A 20705-nucleotide genomic window follows, 5' to 3' on the forward strand; every position below is an offset into this window, starting at 1 on the left:
GACCGGAGTCGGCAAGATGAATCTCATGCATTTCGTAGTGCAGACGGCGCAGGGTGCCGTCGATCTCGACATTCCCATCAGGCAGTTGGTGATCGCGGGCTGGACCGGGCGCGATACCGAGGCGATGGAGCATCACATCCGCGAGCTGGAGGCGTTGGGCGTGAAGCGTCCCGCGGCCACGCCGATGTTCTATCGCGTATCCAGCGACCGGCTCACGACGCAGGCGCACATCGAGGCAAGCGGGCGCGCGAGCAGCGGCGAGGTCGAGTTCCTGCTCGTGCGCAGCGGTGGGCAGACGTATGTCGGCGTGGCGTCGGATCACACTGACCGCGAAGTGGAGACGTACGGCGTGACGGTGTCCAAGCAGATGTGCGAAAAGCCTTGCGCGACGGTGCTCTGGCGCCTGGAGGACATCGAGCCGCATTGGGACCGTCTCGTGCTGCGAAGCTACGCCAACATTGGCGGTGAGAAGGTGCTGTACCAGCAGGGACCGGTCACGACGATGCGTGCGCCGTCGGATTTGCTGGCACGGTTTGCCGACGCGGGCGGTCGCTTCGAAGACGGCACCGCCATGCTTTGCGGCACGCTGGCGGCCATCGGCGGCATTCGTTCGGCCGAGCGTTTCGACTTCGAACTCGAAGACCCGGTACTCGGGCGCCGGCTGCAGCACGGCTACGGCATTACGCCGTTGCCGGTCCTGGGATAAGTCCATGGCGCACGACGACATCATTCTCGAGACGCGGCAACTCACCAAGGCGTTTCGCGGCTTCACGGCGGTCGGCGGCGTCGATCTGAAGGTCAGGCGCGGCGCGATCCACGCGCTGATCGGACCGAACGGCGCGGGCAAGACGACGTGCTTCAACCTGCTGACGAAGTTCCTCACGCCCACGTCGGGCCAGATTCTCTATCGGGGCGAGGACATCACGCGGCTCGCCCCGGCGACGGTTGCACGGCGCGGCATGATCCGCTCGTTTCAGATCTCGGCGGTGTTCGGACATTTGTCCGTTATCGAAAACGTGCGCGTGGCGCTCCAACGTGCCACTGGCCGCTCGTACCACTTCTGGCGCAGCACACGCGCGGTGGGCGATCTGGATACGCGCGCCATGGCGCTGCTCGACGAGGTGGGCATCGCGGCGTATGCGCATGAGCTGACCGTCTCGCTGCCTTACGGTCGCAAGCGGGCGCTCGAGATTGCGACCACGCTGGCGATGGAGCCGGATGTCATGCTGCTCGACGAGCCCACGCAGGGCATGGGGCACGAAGACGTCGAGCGTGTCGCGGCCTTGATCCGGCAGGTGGCTGCCGGTCGAACCGTGCTGATGGTCGAACACAACATGAAAGTGGTTTCGGGCATCGCCGACACGATCACGGTGCTGCAACGCGGCGAGATCCTGGCCGAGGGCGACTACGCCACGGTCACGGCCGATCCGCGTGTGCGCGAAGCCTATATGGGTACGGCAGACGCCGATCTGGAAGGAGCGCACGCATGAACGCGCATGACGCTTCCCTTGCGGCGGCGAGCGTACCGGCGCTGGCCGTATCGGGCCTGCAGGCGTGGTATGGCGAATCGCACATTCTTCACGGCGTGGATCTGGTGGCCGCGCAGGGCGAGGTCGTGAGCCTGCTCGGGCGCAACGGCGCGGGCCGCAGCACCACGCTGCGCGCCATTCTCGGCCTGACCGACGCACGCGACGGCTCGGTACGTGTCTTCGGTCGCGAAACCATCGGCCTGCCGACGCGCAGGATCGCGCGCTGCGGGGTGGGTTTCTGTCCGGAGGAGCGCGGCATCTTCGCGAGCCTGTCGTGCGAGGAAAACCTGCTGCTTCCCCCCGTGCTCGCGGCCGGCGACGGGGTGTCGGCGCGGGCGGGGATGTCGCTCGACGAGATCTACGCCATGTTCCCGAACCTGGCCGAGCGCCGGCACAGTCCCGGCACGCGGCTCTCGGGTGGCGAGCAGCAGATGCTGGCGATCGCGCGGATCCTGCGCACCGGCGTGCGTCTGCTGCTGCTCGACGAGATCTCGGAGGGACTGGCCCCGGCCATCGTGCGCACGTTGGCGCGCATGATCGAGACACTCAAATCGCGGGGCTACACGATCGTGCTGGTCGAGCAGAACTTTCACTTTGCCGCGCCCCTCGCCGAGCGCTTCTACGTGATGGAGCACGGCCGCATCGCGCTGCAATTCGACGCCGCGCAGTTGCCCGTCCACACCGAGGCATTGCAAACGCTGCTCAACGTGTAATCCGCTCACAAGGTCAATGCCGTGAATCCTTTCGATATTCCTTTGCCGTCGCTGCTCGGCCAGTTGATGCTTGGGCTGGTCAACGGTTGCTTCTATGCCGTGCTGAGCCTGGGCCTTTCGGTCATCTTCGGCCTGCTCAACGTCATCAATTTCGCGCACGGTGCGCTGTTCATGATCGGTGCGCTCATCGCGTGGATGGGGGGCCAGTACCTCGGGCTCGACTATTGGACGATGCTGTTGCTCGCGCCGCTGGCCGCCGGCGTGCTGGGCGCGGCCATCGAGCGGGGGCTGCTCTGCCGCATCTACAAGCTCGATCATTTGTACGGACTGCTGCTCACGCTGGGCCTCACGCTGATCATCGAAGGGCTCGGCCGCTCGGCGTACGGCGTTTCGGGCATGTCGTTCGACGGCCCCGCGCTGCTGGCCGGGGCCACCCGCCTGCCGTTCATGGTGCTGCCCAATTATCGGGCGTGGGTGGTGGTCGCGTCGCTCTGCGCTTGCGCGCTGACGTGGTTCGTGATCGAGCGCACTCGCGTCGGCGCATTGTTGCGCGCCGGCACCGAGAATGCCCGTCTGGTCGAGACATTCGGTGTGAACGTGCCGCTCATGGTCACGCTCACGTACGCCTTCGGCGCGGCACTGGCGGCGTTCGCGGGCGTGCTGGCCGCTCCGATCATGCAGGTCTCTCCGATCATGGGCCAGCCGATGATCGTGACGGTTTTCGCCATCGTCGTGATCGGCGGCATGGGGTCGATCGCCGGTTCGGTCGTCACGGGCCTGGCGCTCGGCGTGCTCGAGGGGCTGACCAAGCTCTGGTACCCGGAGGCTTCGGCCACGGTCGTGTTCGTGATCATGGCGCTCGTACTCCTCGTACGTCCGCATGGTCTGTTCGGTGGTTATGCCAACAATTGAGTCGTCGATGATGCGCCAATACCGTTTCGATTTCGCCTTGCTCGCATTGTTGCTAGCGTTGCCGGCCCTCGGCGTCTATCCCGTCTTTGCGATGAAGGTGCTGTGTTTCGCCCTGTTTGCCTGCTCGCTCAATCTGGTGCTCGGCTATACGGGGCTGCTCTCGTTCGGCCACGCGGCCTTCTTCGGCGGCGCGGCGTACTTCGCGGGCTACGTCATGCGCGATCTTGCCTGGTCGCCGCTCGCGGGCATGCTGACCGGTGTGGTCACGGGTGCCTTGTTCGGGCTCGTCTTCGGGCTGTTCGCGATCCGGCGCCAGGGCATTTACTTCGCCATGATCACACTCGCGTTTGCGCAGATGTTCTACTTCTTCTGTCTGCAGGCGCCTTTCACCGGTGGGGAAGACGGCTTGCAGGGCGTGCCCCGGCAGACGCTCTTCGGGCTCTCGCTGGACCACGATCTCACGCTCTATTACGTGGTGCTTGCCGTGGTGGCGGCAACTTTTGCGCTGATCTCGCGTGTGATCGCCTCGCCCTTCGGCCGGGTGCTCGCGGCGATTCGCGAGAACGAACCCAGGGCGATCTCGCTGGGGTATGAGGCCGCGCGCTTCAAACTGCTCGCGTTCGTGCTCTCCGCTGCCGTCGCGGGGCTGGCGGGGTCGCTCAAGACGCTCGTGCTCGGTTTCGCCACGCTCTCCGACGTGCATTGGTCGCTCTCGGGGTCGGTCATTCTGATGACGCTCGTCGGCGGCATGGGCACGCGCTTCGGCCCCGTCGTGGGCGCGCTGCTGATCGTGTCGCTGGAGACGAAGCTGGGCGATATCGGCAACTGGCTTGCGCAGGCGACCGGCTGGCAGGCGTTCGCCGGATTGGGGACGATGGTGAGCGTCGTGACCGGCTGCATCTTCGTGCTGTGTGTGTTGTTGTTCCGCCGGGGCATCGTGGGAGAGTGGCTCGTCGTGCACGGCCGGTGGACATCGCGCGGCACGGTCGGTGCCCGCCGGGCGGCGCTGGCCGGCGCCGCCAAGGGGTAAGCCGCAGGCGCGGCACCCTACGGCCGGGAAGCCGCTGGAAAGCGGCTCGCCCGATGCGGCAAAGTTCGGGTGGCGCTGCGCCTTTGGTCGGCATAAGATGCATTTGAGGGCCATGTTAAACTGCTTCGCCGCTGTGCCGCCGCTGTGCCGCCGCTGTGCCGCCTGTGTGCCGGACCGTGCGGGCGGCCGGACATCCTGTCCGCTTCTCTCTTGCCGTTTTCGATCGAATGCGACTAACCGACCATACCGATTACAGTCTGCGCACATTGCTGTACGTCGCGGTGTATCCCGACGAGCTCGTGCACGTGCAATCGGTGGCGGATGCGTTCGACATTCCCAAGAATCACCTCGTCAAGATCGTGCAGAAGCTCGGGCAACTGGGTTTTCTGCACACCGTGCGCGGCCGTTCAGGCGGCATTCGACTGGGACGCCCGCCCGAGCGGATCGGCCTCGGGGAAGTCGTGCGCGCCATGGAGCCGGACTTTGCCCTGGTCGAATGCTTTCACCAGGGCGACAACGGCTGCGTGATCACCTCGGCGTGCAACCTGCGCGGCGTGCTGGGCGAGGCCTTGCGCGCCTATTTCGAGGTTCTCGATCGCTACACGCTGGCCGACCTGCTCGGCAAGCCGACCGTGCTGCGCCGCCTGCTCGGCGACGCGGTCGCGGCGGCGATCCCCGTCGCGCAGATCAAGGTCAAGCAACGCGCCGGCGACGCTTGACCGGCGTCGTGTACGGTTGGCGCCTTGGGTGCGCGTGGTATGCCAGTTTTTTCACCCCTCATCAATCCTCCCTATCGTGGTCATAGCGGCAGGCAATGACTATCGTGATTTCTGGACGATTGGTCGCATCTTGCAGACGCGCTGCGGCGAAATTCCGGCCGTCCTTTCGTAATCTTGAGTCGTACCCGATCGCACCGGAAAGCTCCCTTCCTCGGTGCCAAGCGGAAACCGACCCACGGCCACCTGTGCCGACAGAAAGGAGTTACATCATGAACGCTCGCATCTTCGCCGCCGCCCTGATCGCCACCGCTTCGCTGGCCGGCGCGCCTGCCTTTGCCGACACCCAGACCGCTGACGCCGCGCAGACGGGCGTCTCCCAGGCTATGACTGTGACACGCGCGCAGGTGCGTGAGGCCCTGCGCGTGGCACGCGCCTCCGGCGAGCTTGACCAATCATTGCAGACGTATCCGTCGCTGCTCCAGCAAGGGGCGTCGGCCGGGCGCTCGCGCGCGGAAGTTCGCTCGGAAATCGGAACGGGCGCACCGGTTGCCGACAGCCGCGCCTGACGCCTTGCCATTCATCGAAGGGGTGAGAGGCGTTCCGAGCAAGGCTTCGGCAATTCCCCCATAATCAGCGCACCGGGTTATTCGTTTCGAGTGCGTCATGGATCGGCTCTCCACCCTGATTTCGAATTTCGGCGTTCGCGCCGGTGTGTTTCACAGCGGCGGCCTGTGCGGCATCGCCAGCTATGGCATCGACGCCCATGACGGCGGCCATCTGCACCTGCTTCGCTCGGGCGAGGTTTCGTTGGTGCTCGAAGACGGCTCCCGGCATGAGATCGCGCAGCCGTCGCTGATCTTCTTTCCCCGGCGCAATCATCACCAACTGCTTTCGGGCGAGGGTGACCGCACGGAGTTGGTGTGCGGATCGTTGTCGTTCGACGGCGGCACGCGCAATCCGCTCGTGGCGGCGCTGCCGGAGTATCTGGTGCTGCCGACGCAATCGGTTTCGACACTGGAACTTACGCTCAATTGGCTGTTTGCCGAAGCCTTCGGTACGCAGTGCGGGCGCCTGGCCGTGATGGACCGCCTGTTCGAACTTCTGGTGATCCAGCTGTTGCGCCACGTGCTGGAGCAGCGCATGGTGAGTCACGGCATGCTGGCCGGGCTTGCCGACCCACGTCTGGCCCGAGCGCTGCACGTGATTCACCACCAGCCCGGCGAGCCGTGGACGGTGGAGTCGCTGGCCGGCGCCGCCAATATGTCGCGAGCCAATTTCGCCGCGCAGTTTCGCGAAGTCGTTGGCCAGTCGCCGGCGGATTATTTGCTCGACTGGCGCATCGGTCTGGCGCAAAAGCGCCTGCGGGACGGCCAGCCGATTGCCCGGGTGGCCGAGGAGGTCGGCTATGACAGTGCGTCGGCGCTGGCCCGTGCATTTCGTCGAAAGACGGGCAGTAGTCCGCGCGACTGGTTGCGCGCGCAGATGCACGCCGTGACGATGCTGCCCCCGCCAAGAGTGACGCTCGTGCCGACGCTGCCCGCGCAGGCGGCATAGCGGCGTAACGGTGGGGCGTCGACGGCGCTCGCGTCGGGCGGCCGGCCGAGGGCAGGGCGCTCAGAACACGTGGCTGACCCCGATGCGCACGATCGTCTGGGTGTTGGTGGCGGAGGACATGCCATTGGCCGCGTCGCCCACCGACGCCGTGGCGTCGATCACGTTTCCGTAGGCATCGAGCGTGCTGCCGGACGCCTTCTGGTAACCGGCCAGCGCGTACAGTTCGGTGCGCCTGGACAAGTTGTAGAACGCCGCCAGATTGAACTGGTGGTATTTCGCGCCAGAGACGTTCGCCGCCGGGGCGTTGACGTTGGTGAAGCTGTAGCCGCCGCCGATGCGCAACACCGGGGTGACGCGGTACATCGCCAGAACGCCGACCGTATCGAACTTCGCCGTGCGCGAGAAACGCGAGAAGGTGCCCGGCGAGTATTCCGTGTGGCTGTAGTTCGCGCCCAGCGTGGTGTCGCCGATCTGGTAGGTCATGGCGGTGGCGATCACGTCGCGCGCCCTGGCGCTTGCATAACCAGCGTTGATCGACGATGCGAATGCCGAGTCGGACGACCCTGCCCAACTGCCGATCGTGGTATCGCCGGGGCCCGATTTTTCGTTGTTCGCGTGTGAGAAGGCCGCCCCCCACACCAGCGGCCCGTTGGCGTATTGGGCGCCGAGGCCCCAGGTGTTCTGACGACTCATCGAACCGGGCTGATTGCCGAACCCATACATGGCGCTGAACGTGACGCCTCCCCACGACGGCGAGCGGTATTTCACGCCGCTATTGACCCTCGAGCTGTGGTCGAGGTTGTCGACGTCGCCCGGATGGGCGGCCACGCCGGAGAGCAGTGCACTGCCGCCGACCGAACCGACGAGGTCGATCAACGGGTCGTACTGTCGGCCCAGCGTGATGGTGCCGTAAGTCTTGTCCTGGAGGCCGACGTAGGCATGACGCCCGAACAGCGCGCCGCCCTGGCTGGCCGTGCCATTGGCGATGCTGAAACCGTTCTCGAGACGGAACAGCGCCTTCAGTCCGGCGCCCAGATCCTCCGAACCTCGAATACCCCAGCGGCTGCCTTGCCACGTGCCGTTCTGGAAGGTGGTGTTCGAGCTGCCGACGAGCACGGCTGGACGGCCGGTGGCACCGGCTCGGGTGACCGAAGCCACGTTGCTGGCATACCCGATGCCGCCGTCGACGATCCCGTAAAGCGCGATGTTCGACTGCGCATGGGCAAGTACGGCGGCGCCGCACCCGAGGGCGAAGGTGGCGGCGTGGACGAGGACGGTGCGGGGGCGAAACGTCATGGTGAATTTTCCTGAGCGTGAGACGAAGCGGGCGATGCGATCCTCCGGTGCCGCACGCTGGCGTTCCGGTGTTCTGCGTCGCTTTCTTGAAATTAGAAGTCCTAAGAATAATGAAAGCGCTTTCCCGGGAATTGATGTCCGACCTTCCTCGGGGAGGCGGCTGCGCGCGTGGCCGCAGCCGTTGCAGGCGATTATTTCGAGGCGTCGTGTCCTTGCGCGGTGAGTGCGGCGCGCAGGCGCGACGGGGAGTCGGTCATGACGGCGTCGAAGCCGAGTTGAGATGCGCTCTCGAAGTCCTGCGGCGTTTCCACGCCGAACGCAACGAGGTGTACGTCGCCCCGCGACTTGAAGCACTGCACGGCCGCCGGTGTCCACCAGTTGGCCACGACCTTCGATACCCCCTGGCCGAGCGTGAAGCGTTCCACGACTTCAACCTGGCGGTGCAGCTCGATGCCGACCCATGTGCCCGGCGCGGGCGGCGTCGCACACTGGCCGGCGAGTGCCGAGGCGACGAGTCGGTTGCGCGTGGCGTCGCGCGATTCGAACAGTTGCGCCTGCGGGCGACGCGCGCGCATGCGGTCGGTCGCGTCGGCTTCGGTCGAGTACAGCCGCACGCGCGCCCAGGCGTGGGTTTCGTCGAGTACCTCGATGACGGCTTCGACGAGCGGGGCGGCGGGCACTTGCTTCATGTCGAGCAGAATCGGCACGTTCTCGGGGACGGCGGCGAGGGCTTCGCGCAGCGTCGGGATCGGAAGCGGGTGATCTCGGTAGGGATAAATCGTGCGACCGTCGTCCGCCTTGCGAGCGAACGCGTAGCCCGCATTGAGTTTGCGCACCTGCGCGTAGTCGAGGTCGGCGAGCTTGCCGCGCCCGTCGGTCAGTGCGGAGAGATCGGCGGGGCGGTACATCACCGGCACGCCGTCACGCGTGACCTGTACCGTCATCCACAGCGCCTGCGCGCCGTTGTGCAAGGCGTTGGCGAACGCCTGCACCGTGTTCTCCGGGGTGTCGCCCGTGCCGCCGCGATGCGCGACGATGAGCGGGCTGGCGTAGGCGCCCGGCAACGCCAACGTGCCAACGGCACAGGCCAAGGCGGCAAGACTGGTGGCGGCGAGGCGATGCCAGCCCATTGGACGGGCAAGCCGGCGGACGCATTGGGACATGGCGGTGACGGGGGCGGCAGGCATGGCGGAAGTCTCGGGACGAAAAGTGGCCGGAAGCGGTGGGTGCAAGAAAGGCAAGCGCGTTTCAGACGACGAGCCATTCAGGCACGGATGACGAGTCGACCGAATGCAAGTGCGCATGGAGCGCGTCGGGCAACGGCCCGTCGGTGACGACAAGATCCTGTTCGCGGAGTTGTCCGCCGCGCACGCTCGGCTTGCGCGTGAACTTGTACGTGTCGGCCACCAGGATGCGATAGCGGCTGGCTTCGCGCAGCGCTTCGCGCGAGGCCGCTTCGAGCCGGTCGTAGTCCAGCAGCGTGCCATCGTCGTCGATGCCGCCCACGCTGTACACGCCGACGTCGGCCCGGTAAGCGCGGAACAGCCGGTCGGCTTCGTCGCCGAGAATCTCGGGGTTGGGCGAGCGCAGCTCGCCGCCGGGAACAATGACGCGATGATTGGGGTTGCCGGCCAGCACAAGCGCCGCGCGCAGGTTGTTCGTGATGACGCAAAGCCGCTTGCGATGCACGAGCGCGACGGCGACTTGCTCCGGCGTGGTGCCGATACCGAGCAGTACGGTCGCCCCGTCGGGGATGCGTTCGGCGGCTGCCTGGCCAATGCGGAGCTTGCCCTCGAGATTGCGCACGCGGCGGACTTCATACGGCTGGTTCGGCCCGGGCGTGAGCAGGCGCGCACCGCCATGATAGCGACGCAACACGTTGGCGTCGCACAACAGGTTCACGTCGCGGCGAATGGTCTGCGTGGCCACGCCGAAATGCTCGGCGAGCGCATCGACGCTCATTTCGCCATGCTGGCGAAATAGCGCAACGATGCGGGTCTGACGCTCGGAGAGGTCCATCGGATGGGTCCTGTGTCGCGCATTGAGTGTGCAATGAGCGTCACTTTGACAGCCGATGGTGACATTCAAATGACGATGGCTAATGTTCAAATGAACATAGGCGTAGTTCGGGGCTCGGCATCCGGCGGCACGGCAGTGCGTCGATGCGACGATGCGTCGAGGCGACGGGGCGACGGGGCGACGCGCTACCGCATCGACCCGGCCCCGGAGCCAAGCGCGTATAGATCGTTGACGTATTGCAGGTTGTACAGCAACTGCTCGGGTGTCCGGACGGCGCCGTCAATCCTGTTGGCCGATGCCAGGCAATCTCCCAGTGTCACGTTGGCCGTGGCACGTCCCGTCTCGGCCAGGGACGGGCTGACCGCGGTGATCGTGCCGTCGTCGACGATGGCAAAGGTCCGGGCCGGGGTCTTGCGGTTGTTCTTGTCCACGAAATACACCTGGACTGCTTCCGAGAACCCTGTGCCATTGATGGTGATGGAGGTTCCCCCGTCGCGATCGATCTGGCTTGGGCTGACCTGCGTGATGTTCGCCATGATGCGCCTCGGCCTTGCCGTGAATTTGAGCGCTTTCAATCTAGGCGAGCCGCCGCCATTGCGCACCTGTCAAGGCTGACAGGCATGCGTGTGCCCTCCACGTCACCCGGCGCGGACGGGCGGAATTCGGGCATTCGCTTCAAACTTCGCAAGCCGTGTCGAGAAGAAGGTGCGCACGTTGCGAACGTTCGCTGCGCTCTTGAAGAGCCGCCTCGCGAGATCGTCGTATTCGGCCATGTCCCGCACTTGTGCGATCAGGACGAAGTCCGGCCCAGGCGACACCCGATAACACTGTGTGATGGCGGGCTCTTCGCAGATGTAGGACTCGAAGGCGTCGTAGTCTTCCGCAGTCTGTCGGTCGAGGCTCACTTCCACCACCGCGTTCAGGGTCGGCCCGAGCTTCGCGGCATCGATGATCGCGATCTGGCGGGCAATGACGCCAGCGTCGCGAAGCGCGCGCACGCGTCGCAGACAGGTCGGCGCGGATGCGTGTACACGCCGGGACAATTCGAGATTCGAAATCGACGCGTCCACCTGCAGTACGCCGAGGATGCGCAGGTCGAGATCGTCCAGATTGATAGGGGGCATGCCATCTCCGCCGGGGCGTTATTCGATGAAATTAAATTTCATTCGTGATTTTATGTGTAATTTAATTTCATTCGCTGAATTATTTCGATGATTAATTTCACCAGTCGCACTCTACCATCGCTTCACTGACGGAAAACGAATCTTCTGGAGAGGCGAAATGTGCGGAATTATCGGTGCAGTTGCGCAACGGGACGTGGTCCCCACGCTGGTCGATGGGCTGAAGCGGTTGGAGTATCGCGGGTATGACTCGTGCGGCGTAGCGTTGTATTCGGATCGCGCGTTGGTACGCGCGCGAAGCGTCGAGCGTGTGGCGAATCTCCAGGAGGAAGTCACGCGCATGGGGCTGGCCGGGTATACGGGCATTGCTCACACGCGCTGGGCCACGCATGGCAAGCCGGTGACGGACAACGCGCATCCGCACGTGTCGCCGAACGCCGGGACGCCGCGCATTGCGCTCTCGCACAACGGCATCATCGAGAACCATGAAGCGTTGCGCGGCAAGCTCGAAGCCCATGGTTATCGATTCGCCAGCCAGACCGACAGCGAGGTCATTGCGCATTTGATCGACCATTTGTACGACGGCGACCTGTTCGAAGCGGTGAGGGCGGCCACGGCGCAATTGCAGGGCAGCTATGCGATTGCGGTGATTTGCCGCGACGAGCCGCATCGGCTCGTTGGCGCACGTGACGGCATGCCGCTGGTGCTTGGCGTCGGCGAAGGCGAGAACTTCATTGCGTCCGATGCGATCGCGCTGGCCAATGTGACCGACCAGATCGTGTATCTCGAGAACGGCGACGTCGCCGACGTTCAGCTGCATCGCTTCTGGGTGGTCGACGATGAGGGCCAGCGCGTGCAACGCCCGGTGCATCGCGTGGCGGCACACAGTGGTGCGGCGGATCTCGGGCCTTACCGTTATTACATGCAGAAGGAGATTTTCGAACAGCCGCGTGCGGTCGCCGACACGTTGCAGGACGTGACGGCGATCATGCCGGAGTTGTTCGGCGACAACGCCTGGCGGGTGTTCAACGCGGTCGATTCCGTGCTTTTGCTCGCGTGTGGCGGGAGCTATCACGCGGCGCTCACGGCCAAGTACTGGATCGAGAGTCTCGCGCAACTGCCGGTGAATGTGGAAATCGCCAGCGAGTATCGCTACCGCGACAGCGTGCCGAATTCGAACACGCTCGTGGTGGCCGTGTCGCAGAGCGGCGAGACGGCGGACGTGCTGGGCGCCATGCACGTGGCCAGGCAGCGTGGCATGCGGCACACGCTGGCGATCTGCAATGTCGCGACGAGTGCGCTTGCGAGGGAGTGTGCGCTGACGTTTTTCACGCGGGCGGGCGTGGAGATCGGTGTGGCGTCGACCAAAGCGTTCACGACGCAGTTGGTTGCGCTGTTTCTGCTGGCGCTAACACTCGCCCAGACGCGTGGGCGACTGTCGGACGAAGACGAGCAGCAACACCTGAAGGCGCTGCGACATTTGCCCGATGCCATCGCCAAGGTGTTGGCGCTGGAGCCGCAGATCATGGCGTGGGCCGAACAACTGACGCGGCGGCAGGACATTCTGTTTCTCGGGCGCGGCCTGCATTATCCCGTGGCGATGGAGGGGGCGCTGAAGATGAAGGAGATTTCGTACATCCACGCCGAAGCCTATCCGGCCGGCGAGCTCAAGCATGGGCCGCTGGCGTTGGTGAGCGACGAAATGCCGGTGGTCGCGGTCGCGCCAAACGACCGTCTGCTCGAAAAGCTCAAGTCGAACATGCACGAAGTCAGCGCGCGCAACGGCCGGCTCTATGTCTTCGCCGACAGCGATTGCGGCCTGTCGCCGGGGCCGGAAATCGATGTGATTCGCCTGAACGAACACTACGGCCTGTTATCCCCCATCCTGCACACCATTCCGATGCAACTGCTCGCGTATCACGCCGCCGTCGCCCGCGGCACGGACGTCGACAAACCGAGAAACCTGGCGAAGTCGGTGACGGTGGAGTGAAAGGGGGGCAGGACACGCTACAACCCCAGCACGCCAAACCGTGCACCGTCGAAGCGCCGGCATTCCTGCTGTATCCATTCGCAGAAGATCGTCGTGCGCCGGTCGAAGGGATCGCGCGAGAGCAGCACATATCGCGCGGGCGACCTGACCGGTTTGCCGATCGGCACGAGACGGCGGCTTTGCAGGTCATCGTGCACCAGCGCGCTGCGTCCAATGGCAATGCCCTGATGATTGAGCGCGGCAGCCAGCGCCAGGCTCGACAGGTTGAACTGCGGTCCGTCGATGTTCTGCACACTGCCGGGCCGGTTCGCGTCCATCCATGTGCGCCATTCGATGAATTCGGTCGCGCCGTCCCACGGCGACGCGTCGTGAAGGAAGACCACGCCGTCGAATGACGAACCGTCCGCCAGGCCCGGGTGCGTCGCCAGATATGCCGGCGTAGCCACCGCGACCAGGTACTCGTCGAAAAGGACGTCGGCCTTGACCTCCGCGTATTGCGTGGGGTCGTAGCGTACCGCAACGTCGATGTCGTCCGCGCGCATGGACTGTCGGTCGACGCTTTGAAACTCCGCCTTCAGCCGTACCGAGACGTCGGGCTCCTGCCGATGAAAGTCCGTCAGCCGCGGCATCAGCCATTGCAAGGCGAACGAGGGCAGGCAACTGACCTGCAGCGGCGCGTTGGAGATGCCGAGCCGTTGCAGCGTGGCCTCGATGTCGCCCAATGCGCGGGCCGTCGTCTCGAACAGCGCCTCTCCGTTCTCCGTGAGTTTCAGACTGCGCGCCTGCCGAACGAACAACACGTAACCCAGGCGATCCTCCAGATAACGAATCTTTTGACTCACCGCGCTTTGCGTCAGGTTCAGGGCGCGTGCCGCCTGCGTGAAGCTCAGCAGCCGGGCCGCAGTCTCGAAGCACCGCAGGGCGCCCAGCATCGATGCATCCAGTTGCATAAGTATTAGTCCAGCTAATGCGTTCATTAGAATCCAGCGCTATTTTTACGCGAACCAGAGCGCTAGCATTCCGTGAAGTATCAGGAAATTCTCGGAATATGCCAACAATGTCTCTCCCGTATCTGCCAAAGCTCCTATTAGCCAGACTTCAAGGCAAGACGCCGACGCTTTGGGTCAATGACCGCCTCGGGCAGCCGCTCGCGCCCAACAGCGACTCGACGGACGCGATTCTCGACGCCCAGGCGCGGATGCAACGCTTCGCTCCGCTGCTCGCCGACCTGTTTCCCGAACTGGCCGGGACCGACGGACACATCGAGTCGGCCTTGATGCCGGCGGATGCCCTGAAGCGCGCGGTTGTCCGCGGTGGCGCCGACGATGCGAGCGCATGGTTCGTCAAGCGCGACGATGCGCTGCCCGTTGCAGGCTCCATCAAGGCCAGGGGAGGGTTTCACGAGGTGCTGGCCGTTGCCGAGCGAATCGCGCTGGAACAAGGTTTGATCGCAGCGCAGGACGACCGCCGCGTGCTCGGTTCCCCCGAAGCCCGCGCCCTGTTCGCGCAATACACGGTCGCCGTCGGCAGCACAGGCAATCTCGGACTGAGCATCGGGGTGATGGCCGCCGCGCTCGGATTCGACACGGTCGTGCACATGTCGGACGACGCCAAGGCGTGGAAGAAGGCGCGACTGCGCCAGCGCGGGGTGCGTGTCGTCGAACATGCGGGCGACTACGCAAAGGCGGTTGCCGCCGGCCGCACGCAAGCCTCGACATCGCCGCGCAGTCATTTCGTGGACGACGAGCAATCGCCCCTGCTGTTCCACGGTTATGCGGCCAGTGCCCGCCATCTCGCGGAGCAACTCGCGGCGGCGGGGCGCACGGTCGATGCCGGGCATCCGCTCTTCGTCTATCTGCCCTGTGGCGTGGGGGGAGCGCCCGGCGGCATCACGCACGGCCTGAAGGCGATCTTCGGGGCGCACGTTCACTGCTTCTTCGCCGAACCCGTGGCTTCGCCGTGCATGCTGGTCCAGTTGGCGTCGCGAAGCGATTCGCCCGTGTCGGTCTACGACATCGGGCTGGACAACAAGACCGATGCCGACGGCCTGGCCGTCGGTGAAGCGTCGCACCTCGTCGCTCCGCTCATGGTCTCGCAACTGTCGGGGGTGTTCACCGTGACCGACGACGAGCTCTTCCTGAACCTGCGCATGCTGAAGCATACCCTCGACGTGCTGGTCGAGCCGTCGGCGGCCGCAGGCGTGCGCGGGCCCGACTGGTTGCTCAATTCTCCCGAAGGGCAGGCGTACGTGCGCATGCACGACCTCGACATGCGCGAGGCCACCCACGTGATCTGGTCGACGGGCGGCTCGCTGGTGCCTCCGGAAGCCCTCAAGGAATTTCTCGAGCGCGCCGACGCACTGGCGCGCGACCCTGAACGCGCCGGGCAAGTTGCCTGACGCATCGAAGCCACTCACTCGCAGCAGGAGTCAGACACATGGAACCTCAGGTCACGTTGTCATCCGCCGTCGGCACACGCACCGACCGTTTGGCATTTGAAGACGCCACTTACCGGAAGGTCGCGCTGCGATTCATTCCGTTCCTGATGCTTTGTTACGTGGTGGCGTATCTCGACCGCGTCAACATCGGCATCGCAAAGCTCAACATGCTCGCCGATCTGCAATTCAGCGAGGCGGCCTACGGTCTGGGCGCAGGGCTTTTCTTCATCGGCTACATGCTGTTCGAGGTACCGAGCAATCTCATCATGCATCGGGTCGGCGCACGCCTGTGGATCGCCCGGATCATGATTTCGTGGGGCATGCTCTCCGGCATCATGGCGTTCGTCACGTCGCCATGGCAGTTCTACGTCGTGCGGTTCCTGCTCGGTGTCGCCGAAGCGGGCTTCTATCCTGGCGTCATTCTCTTCCTGACGTACTGGTTTCCCAATCATCGCCGCGCCAGGATGACGGCTATCTTCCAGGCAGGCATTCCCGTCGCCGGTCTGCTGGGCAGTCCGCTGTCGGGCTGGATTCTGGACACCTTCCATCAGGTCGGCGGCCACGCCGGCTGGCAATGGGTGTTCGTGCTCGAAGCGCTCCCGACCCTGCCGCTGGCCGTGGGCGTTCTGCTCATCCTCACCGACCGCGTGAAGGACGCCAAGTGGCTGTCGAGCGAACAACGCGAGCTCATCGCCCGGGATATCGCGCAGGACGAGAAGGGCCGCCCGCACATGCCGCTGTCGCACATTCTGCGCGACGCGCGTATCGGGAAAATCATTCTGATGACCTTTCCCGCGATGATGGCGCTCTACACGCTCGGCTTCTATCTGCCCACGCTCATCAAGGACGCCGGCGCGGTCGGCGGGCTTCAGGTGGGACTGTTGAGCGCGATTCCGTATTGTGTCGCCGCGGTGGCGATGGTACTGGTCGGCCGAAGCTCGGACCGTCGCCGCGAGCGCCGCTGGCATCTGGCTGGCATCATGCTCGTTGGCGCGTTCGGTCTGGCGGCCAGCGTGTTCGCCGGTCAGCATCTGGCGCTGGCCGTGATCTCGCTGTCGATTGCCGCTGCGGGGATCATCAGCTTCTCGCCCATCATGTGGACGTTGCCCACGGCGTTTCTCGGTGGTGCCACGGCCGCCGCGTCGATCGGAGCCATCAACAGCCTGGCGAACCTGGGCGGATTCGTGAGCCCTTACCTGATCGGCTGGATTCGAGACACCTATCACAGCACGGCGCCCGCGATCTTCGTGATTGCCGGCTCGCTGCTCATCAGCGCCGTCATCGCGCTGAGCTTCGATCCGAAGACCGTCAATCGCTGAACAGCGACCGAAGCATTGAGGAGATTACGACAATGGAGCGCACACCCATGCGATTCGCGGTGGCCGGCATCATCCACGAAACCAATACCTACGCCGCGGAATTCTCCGGCCTGACGCCGCTGGCGGCTTTCGAGCAATACTGGGGACAGCGCGTTGCCGAGGTGTTCGACAACGCCAATCACCAGGTGGGCGGATTCATCGAGGGCGCGCGTCGCGTGGGCGCGACGCTCGATTACGCCTTCGTGGGACAGGCCACGCCGTCCGGCACCATCGACGCGGCCGCCTACGCGTCGATGAGGCGCGAGATCGTCGAAGGCATTCGGGCGCAGCTCCCGGTCGACGGCGTCCTGCTCGCGCTGCACGGCGCCGGCGTGGCGGATGGCGTGGAGGACATCGAGGGCGATCTGGCGAGCGCTGTGCGCGATCTCGTCGGCGCGAGTGTGCCGATTGCCGCCGTCTACGACCTGCACGGCAACTTTACGGAAGCCATGCGTCTGTCATGCGACATCACCCTGCCATGCAAGCTGTACCCGCATACCGATTTCTTCGATCGCGGTGTGGAGGCCGTGGCGTTGCTGGCGCAAATGCGCGATGGTCGCCTCAAGCCTGTCACCGCCGTGCGCTACCTGCCGATGCTGCCGTACATCGTCACGACGCAGGAGGGTTTTACCCCGGCGCTCGTCAACGCGTTGTGTGCCAGGCTCGCGGCGCAGCACGGTGTGGTCGACTGTTCGTGGTTTCACGGCTTTCCGTACGCCGACATTGCCGCGCCATGTCCCTCGGTAATCTGCACGACGAACGACGATCCCGCGCTGGCGCAACGCCTTGCCGACGAGGTGGCCGACTGGATCTGGCGTCATCGGGTCTCGTTCCGGCCATCCTTCCCGTCGCCCGCCGAAGGCGTGGCGGCAGCGCTTGCCGCCGAAGCAGGGCCCATTGTCGTGAACGAATACGCGGATAACCCCGGCGGCGGTACGCCGGGCGACGGCACGCACCTGCTGCGCGCCCTGTTGTCGGCGCGTCCCGAGCCGGGAACGGCATGTTTTGCCTCCATCAACGACGCACAGGTGGTCGCACAGGCGCAGGCCGCCGGTGTCGGCGCCACGATTGCCGTGTCGCTCGGCGGGAAGCTGGGACGCTATCAGGGGCGGCCCATCGAGGCTCAGGCCTATGTCAAGTCGATCACGGACGGCAAATTCGTGAACCGGCCGGGGGCGATGTTCGCCGGTGTGCACTTCGACCTGGGCGCGATGTGCCGGCTAGTGATCGACGGGGTGGACGTTATCGTCGCGTCGCGCGCGGAGCAGATTTACGACGTCGAGCCCTTCGCGATGCATGGGCTCGACGTGAGCCGCCACCGCCTCATCGCCTTGAAGGGCGCAAATCACTTTCGCGCCTACTACCGCCAACTGGCCAGGCAGATCATTTCCGTCGACAGCGTGGGGCTGAGCACCGCCGACATCACGTCGTTCGCGCGTGAGCGCCTTCAGGGGCAGTACTGGCCACTCTCCGAGGACGTGCCCTTTCCCCTAGTGCCGTAAGTGCAGTAAGTGCCGTGGGTGCCGTGAACGCGAGGAGCGCCGGCGGCGCACCCCGTGCTCGCCGCTCATCCGCACCGCGCAAGCTTTGGACGGCGACGCGTGGCAACGTCTGCGATCATTTCGCCGCCGACCACACCGCGAGTTCGTACCCGTCGGGGTCGGTGAAGTGAAAGCGACGGCCGCCGGGGAAGTCGAAGGCTGGCACGCAAACGGCGGCACCGGCGGCTTCGACACGGCACTGCGTTTGCGCGAGGTCGTCGGCATACAGAATCACCAGTGGCCCGCCTGGCCGGATGGTGCCGCCGGTCGTAAAGCCGCCCGTGAGCCGCCCGTCGCTGAATTCCGTGTACGTTGGGCCGTAGTCCGTAAAGGTCCAACCAAACACGCTTCCATAGAACGCCTTGCTTCGGGCGATGTCGCTGACGTTGAACTCGATGTTGTCGATCTGACGATCCGTGCCGTGGTGGCTCATTGGCGTGCTCCGGTGATGGACGATGCCCGACAGGTCATTGACCGTCGGGCAGCGAGTAGCGAAATTCGTACGAGTGCTGGCCGTCGGCGATGACGATGACCAGACGCCCGGCCAGGCCGGACAACCCGTCCGTGCCGGAGTCGGGGACCACGGTGATCGATTGTTCGGGCGCCCCTCGGGTCATCGTCGAGCTATGTTGCAGCACGAAGGTCCCGCTGCGGCCGTGCAAGGCGCCCTGAACCCTTTCCATCGCGACATAGCCGGCCGACCCTGGCGTGGTGCTGCGAAAGGCGAGCATCTCGCCTTGGCTCGTCGCTTCGAGATCGCCGTGATACTGCTTGTCCAGCGACATGCGGCCGAGGCCGGTCGCTTCGGCCACGCCACTCAGGGGGTGAGGGGCAAGCTGAACGTCGAACAGGCCTTTTGCGGTTCGTTCCAATTGGGTAGTCCTCCCGGGAATGATGTGTGTACTGTGTTTTTGTACAGTATTTAGTGTACTCGACTTTGGCCGGGATGCAAGGGCGAACCGACGCGTCGTCGAGCGCCCCGGTTGCCGGAGCGCCGAAATGACGAAATGACGAAATGACGAAGCCCCGCAAGGCGGGGCTTCGAACACGCACGTCACGCGGGGGCACTGTGCCGGATTTCAGTCCTTGCCGCCCACCAGCCGTAGTCCGCTTGCCAGGCAACCGGCCGCGGAGAACGCCGCACCCCACGCCAACGCCCATGTCGAGCCGTGGGTACCCGCCAGACCGAGCGCCAGCGCGACAAGCGCGGCGCCCGTCGCCTGTCCCAGCAGGCGCGACGTGCCGACCATGCCACTCGCGCCGCCGCTGCGTTCGGGCGGCGCGCTGTGCATGAATGCCTTCAGGTTCGGCGACTGGAAGAAGCCGAAACCCAGCCCGCACAACGCCATGCGCCAGCCGATGTCCCAAAGCGCCGCATGCTCGGGCATGATCGCGAGCAAACCCATGCCCGCACTGAGCATGGCCAGGCCGATCGCGCCCAGCGCGCCCGGCGGATACCGGTCCGAGAGTCGGCCGGCAATCGGGGCAACGGCGGCCACGAAGAACGGCCAGGGCGTCATGAGGAAGCCGGTCTCGATAGGACTGCGATGCAAGACGTTCTCGAAATAGAACGGCAGCGAGACGAGCCCCAGTCCTTGGGTGGCGAACGCACAAATGGCCGTCACCGTCGACAGCGCAAACGCGGGTAGCCGCAACAGATCGACCGGGAGCATCGGCGCCCGATGGCCGCGCTCGCGGCGAATGAGCGCCCATCCGAAGACGAGCGCGCCCACGAAGCATGCCAGCGTGAGACGCCAGTCGGCCTGTTGGGCGCTTTGGCTCAGCGCGAAGATCAGCAGCGCGAATGTCGCAACGTTGAGCAGCGCGGCCACCATATCCGGCTTGTGTTCGCTGCGCGGTGTGTCGGGCAGGTTGCGCCGCGAGAACGCGAGCGCCAGCAACGCTGTCGGCACATTGATCAGGAACAGCCAGGGCCAGCTCGCGAACGCCAGCACCAGTGAGGCGATCGTCGGCCCGATGGCGAACGAGATGCCGACGATGAGGGCGTTCAGCCCCACGCCGCGCCCCAGTTGATGCGCCGGATACAGAAAGCGGATGAGGGCGATATTGACGCTCATGACCGCCGCGGCGCCAATGCCTTGCAGCACGCGCGCGCCCGCGAGGAAGCCGAGCGTCGGTGACAGCGCGCACAGCAGCGAGGCGACGAGAAAGACCGCCACGCCGGTCATGAACACGCGCTTGTGACCCACGCGCTCGCCCAGCGACGCAAAGGGCAGGAGTGTGGCCACCATCGCCAGTTGATAGGCGTTCACGATCCACACGGACGCCGACGGCGTGGTATCCAGATCGATGGCCATCTGCGGCAGGGCCGTATTCGCGATGGCGGTGTCGAGACTGGCGAGCGAGACGGCAAGGAGAATTGCCGTCATGGCGAGACCGCGTCCGGTCGCGGGCGGCTCGTGCAATTGCGTCTGCGAAGGCGGATTGACCGCCGCGACGTCAGTGGTCGGGGGGAGCGACGACAT

General features: G+C 65.1%; 21 protein-coding genes. 12 read left to right on the forward strand and 9 right to left on the reverse strand.

Features of this window, described 5'->3' with window-relative positions; translation table 11 throughout:
• Nucleotides 1–16 precede the first annotated feature (16 nt).
• The 8 genes from W930_RS0100220 to W930_RS25395 all read left to right on the forward strand — a co-directional run bounded on the left by W930_RS0100220 (nucleotide 17) and on the right by W930_RS25395 (nucleotide 6457).
• Nucleotides 17–706: a DUF2848 domain-containing protein gene (locus W930_RS0100220; RefSeq protein ID WP_023873616.1), complete on the forward strand. Its 690-nt coding sequence runs from the start codon at nucleotides 17–19 to the stop codon at nucleotides 704–706.
• Nucleotides 707–710: 4 nt separating this feature from the next.
• On the forward strand, nucleotides 711–1490 hold the full coding sequence (locus W930_RS0100225; RefSeq protein WP_023596858.1) for an ABC transporter ATP-binding protein: 780 nt from the start codon (nucleotides 711–713) through the stop codon (nucleotides 1488–1490).
• Complete coding sequence (locus tag W930_RS25385) at nucleotides 1487–2242, forward strand: ABC transporter ATP-binding protein (RefSeq protein ID WP_023596857.1); 756 nt, start codon at nucleotides 1487–1489, stop codon at nucleotides 2240–2242. Before W930_RS0100225 ends, W930_RS25385 begins: the two co-directional genes overlap by 4 nt.
• A gap of 21 nt (nucleotides 2243–2263) precedes the next feature.
• On the forward strand, nucleotides 2264–3154 hold the full coding sequence (locus W930_RS0100235; RefSeq protein WP_023873617.1) for a branched-chain amino acid ABC transporter permease: 891 nt from the start codon (nucleotides 2264–2266) through the stop codon (nucleotides 3152–3154).
• Nucleotides 3155–3161: 7 nt separating this feature from the next.
• Nucleotides 3162–4184, forward strand: a complete 1023-nt coding sequence (locus W930_RS0100240) for a branched-chain amino acid ABC transporter permease (protein ID WP_023596855.1) — start codon at nucleotides 3162–3164, stop codon at nucleotides 4182–4184.
• Between the two features lie 227 nt (nucleotides 4185–4411).
• On the forward strand, nucleotides 4412–4903 hold the full coding sequence (locus tag W930_RS25390; RefSeq protein WP_023596854.1) for an Rrf2 family transcriptional regulator: 492 nt from the start codon (nucleotides 4412–4414) through the stop codon (nucleotides 4901–4903).
• 269 nt (nucleotides 4904–5172) lie between these two features.
• Nucleotides 5173–5469, forward strand: coding sequence for a DUF4148 domain-containing protein (locus W930_RS30335; RefSeq protein ID WP_023873618.1), 297 nt, complete (start codon nucleotides 5173–5175; stop codon nucleotides 5467–5469).
• Nucleotides 5470–5566: 97 nt separating this feature from the next.
• On the forward strand, nucleotides 5567–6457 hold the full coding sequence (locus W930_RS25395; RefSeq protein ID WP_023596852.1) for an AraC family transcriptional regulator: 891 nt from the start codon (nucleotides 5567–5569) through the stop codon (nucleotides 6455–6457).
• 60 nt (nucleotides 6458–6517) lie between these two features.
• Here the strand turns inward: W930_RS25395 and W930_RS0100260 are convergent, their stop codons facing one another.
• The 5 genes from W930_RS0100260 to W930_RS0100280 form a co-directional block, all read right to left on the reverse strand.
• Nucleotides 6518–7753, reverse strand: a complete 1236-nt coding sequence (locus tag W930_RS0100260; RefSeq protein ID WP_023873619.1) for a porin — start codon at nucleotides 7751–7753, stop codon at nucleotides 6518–6520.
• Nucleotides 7754–7944: 191 nt separating this feature from the next.
• On the reverse strand, nucleotides 7945–8940 hold the full coding sequence (locus tag W930_RS25400) for a glycerophosphodiester phosphodiesterase family protein (RefSeq protein WP_235195468.1): 996 nt from the start codon (nucleotides 8938–8940) through the stop codon (nucleotides 7945–7947).
• A gap of 61 nt (nucleotides 8941–9001) precedes the next feature.
• Complete coding sequence (locus W930_RS25405; protein WP_023873621.1) at nucleotides 9002–9772, reverse strand: DeoR/GlpR family DNA-binding transcription regulator; 771 nt, start codon at nucleotides 9770–9772, stop codon at nucleotides 9002–9004.
• A 185-nt stretch (nucleotides 9773–9957) separates the two neighbouring features.
• Nucleotides 9958–10308, reverse strand: coding sequence for an IPT/TIG domain-containing protein (locus W930_RS0100275; protein ID WP_023873622.1), 351 nt, complete (start codon nucleotides 10306–10308; stop codon nucleotides 9958–9960).
• A 102-nt stretch (nucleotides 10309–10410) separates the two neighbouring features.
• Nucleotides 10411–10896: an Lrp/AsnC family transcriptional regulator gene (locus tag W930_RS0100280; RefSeq protein WP_023596847.1), complete on the reverse strand. Its 486-nt coding sequence runs from the start codon at nucleotides 10894–10896 to the stop codon at nucleotides 10411–10413.
• A gap of 157 nt (nucleotides 10897–11053) precedes the next feature.
• Here W930_RS0100280 and glmS point away from each other — a divergent pair, with 157 nt between their 5' ends.
• A complete protein-coding gene (glmS, locus tag W930_RS0100285; protein ID WP_023596846.1) occupies nucleotides 11054–12883 on the forward strand; it encodes a glutamine--fructose-6-phosphate transaminase (isomerizing) in 1830 nt (609 codons plus the stop codon).
• 17 nt (nucleotides 12884–12900) lie between these two features.
• Here glmS and W930_RS0100290 read toward each other — a convergent pair whose 3' ends face one another.
• Nucleotides 12901–13833 (reverse strand): LysR substrate-binding domain-containing protein, encoded by a 933-nt coding sequence (locus W930_RS0100290; protein ID WP_023873623.1) that lies wholly within the window; start codon nucleotides 13831–13833, stop codon nucleotides 12901–12903.
• Nucleotides 13834–13931: 98 nt separating this feature from the next.
• Between W930_RS0100290 and W930_RS0100295 the strand changes: the two genes are divergently transcribed.
• Genes W930_RS0100295 through W930_RS0100305 form a run of 3 tightly spaced genes read left to right on the forward strand, consistent with a single transcriptional unit; the run spans nucleotide 13932 to nucleotide 18180 of the window.
• The gene (locus W930_RS0100295; RefSeq protein ID WP_023873624.1) at nucleotides 13932–15281 is read left to right on the forward strand and encodes a D-serine ammonia-lyase; all 1350 of its coding nucleotides are present in this window, start codon (nucleotides 13932–13934) and stop codon (nucleotides 15279–15281) included.
• A gap of 38 nt (nucleotides 15282–15319) precedes the next feature.
• A complete protein-coding gene (locus W930_RS0100300; protein WP_023873625.1) occupies nucleotides 15320–16639 on the forward strand; it encodes an MFS transporter in 1320 nt (439 codons plus the stop codon).
• A 32-nt stretch (nucleotides 16640–16671) separates the two neighbouring features.
• Entirely contained in the window at nucleotides 16672–18180 is a 1509-nt protein-coding gene (locus W930_RS0100305; RefSeq protein ID WP_051399247.1) for a M81 family metallopeptidase, read from the forward strand.
• A 115-nt stretch (nucleotides 18181–18295) separates the two neighbouring features.
• Here W930_RS0100305 and W930_RS0100310 read toward each other — a convergent pair whose 3' ends face one another.
• The 3 genes from W930_RS0100310 to W930_RS0100320 form a co-directional block, all read right to left on the reverse strand.
• Nucleotides 18296–18652, reverse strand: coding sequence for a VOC family protein (locus tag W930_RS0100310; protein WP_023596841.1), 357 nt, complete (start codon nucleotides 18650–18652; stop codon nucleotides 18296–18298).
• Nucleotides 18653–18686: 34 nt separating this feature from the next.
• The gene (locus tag W930_RS0100315; RefSeq protein ID WP_023873627.1) at nucleotides 18687–19091 is read right to left on the reverse strand and encodes a DUF3224 domain-containing protein; all 405 of its coding nucleotides are present in this window, start codon (nucleotides 19089–19091) and stop codon (nucleotides 18687–18689) included.
• 207 nt (nucleotides 19092–19298) lie between these two features.
• On the reverse strand, nucleotides 19299–20705 hold the full coding sequence (locus W930_RS0100320) for an MFS transporter (protein WP_023873628.1): 1407 nt from the start codon (nucleotides 20703–20705) through the stop codon (nucleotides 19299–19301).

The sequence above is a fragment of the Pandoraea sp. E26 genome (genome assembly GCF_000681415.1).
Classification (GTDB): domain Bacteria; phylum Pseudomonadota; class Gammaproteobacteria; order Burkholderiales; family Burkholderiaceae; genus Pandoraea; species Pandoraea pnomenusa.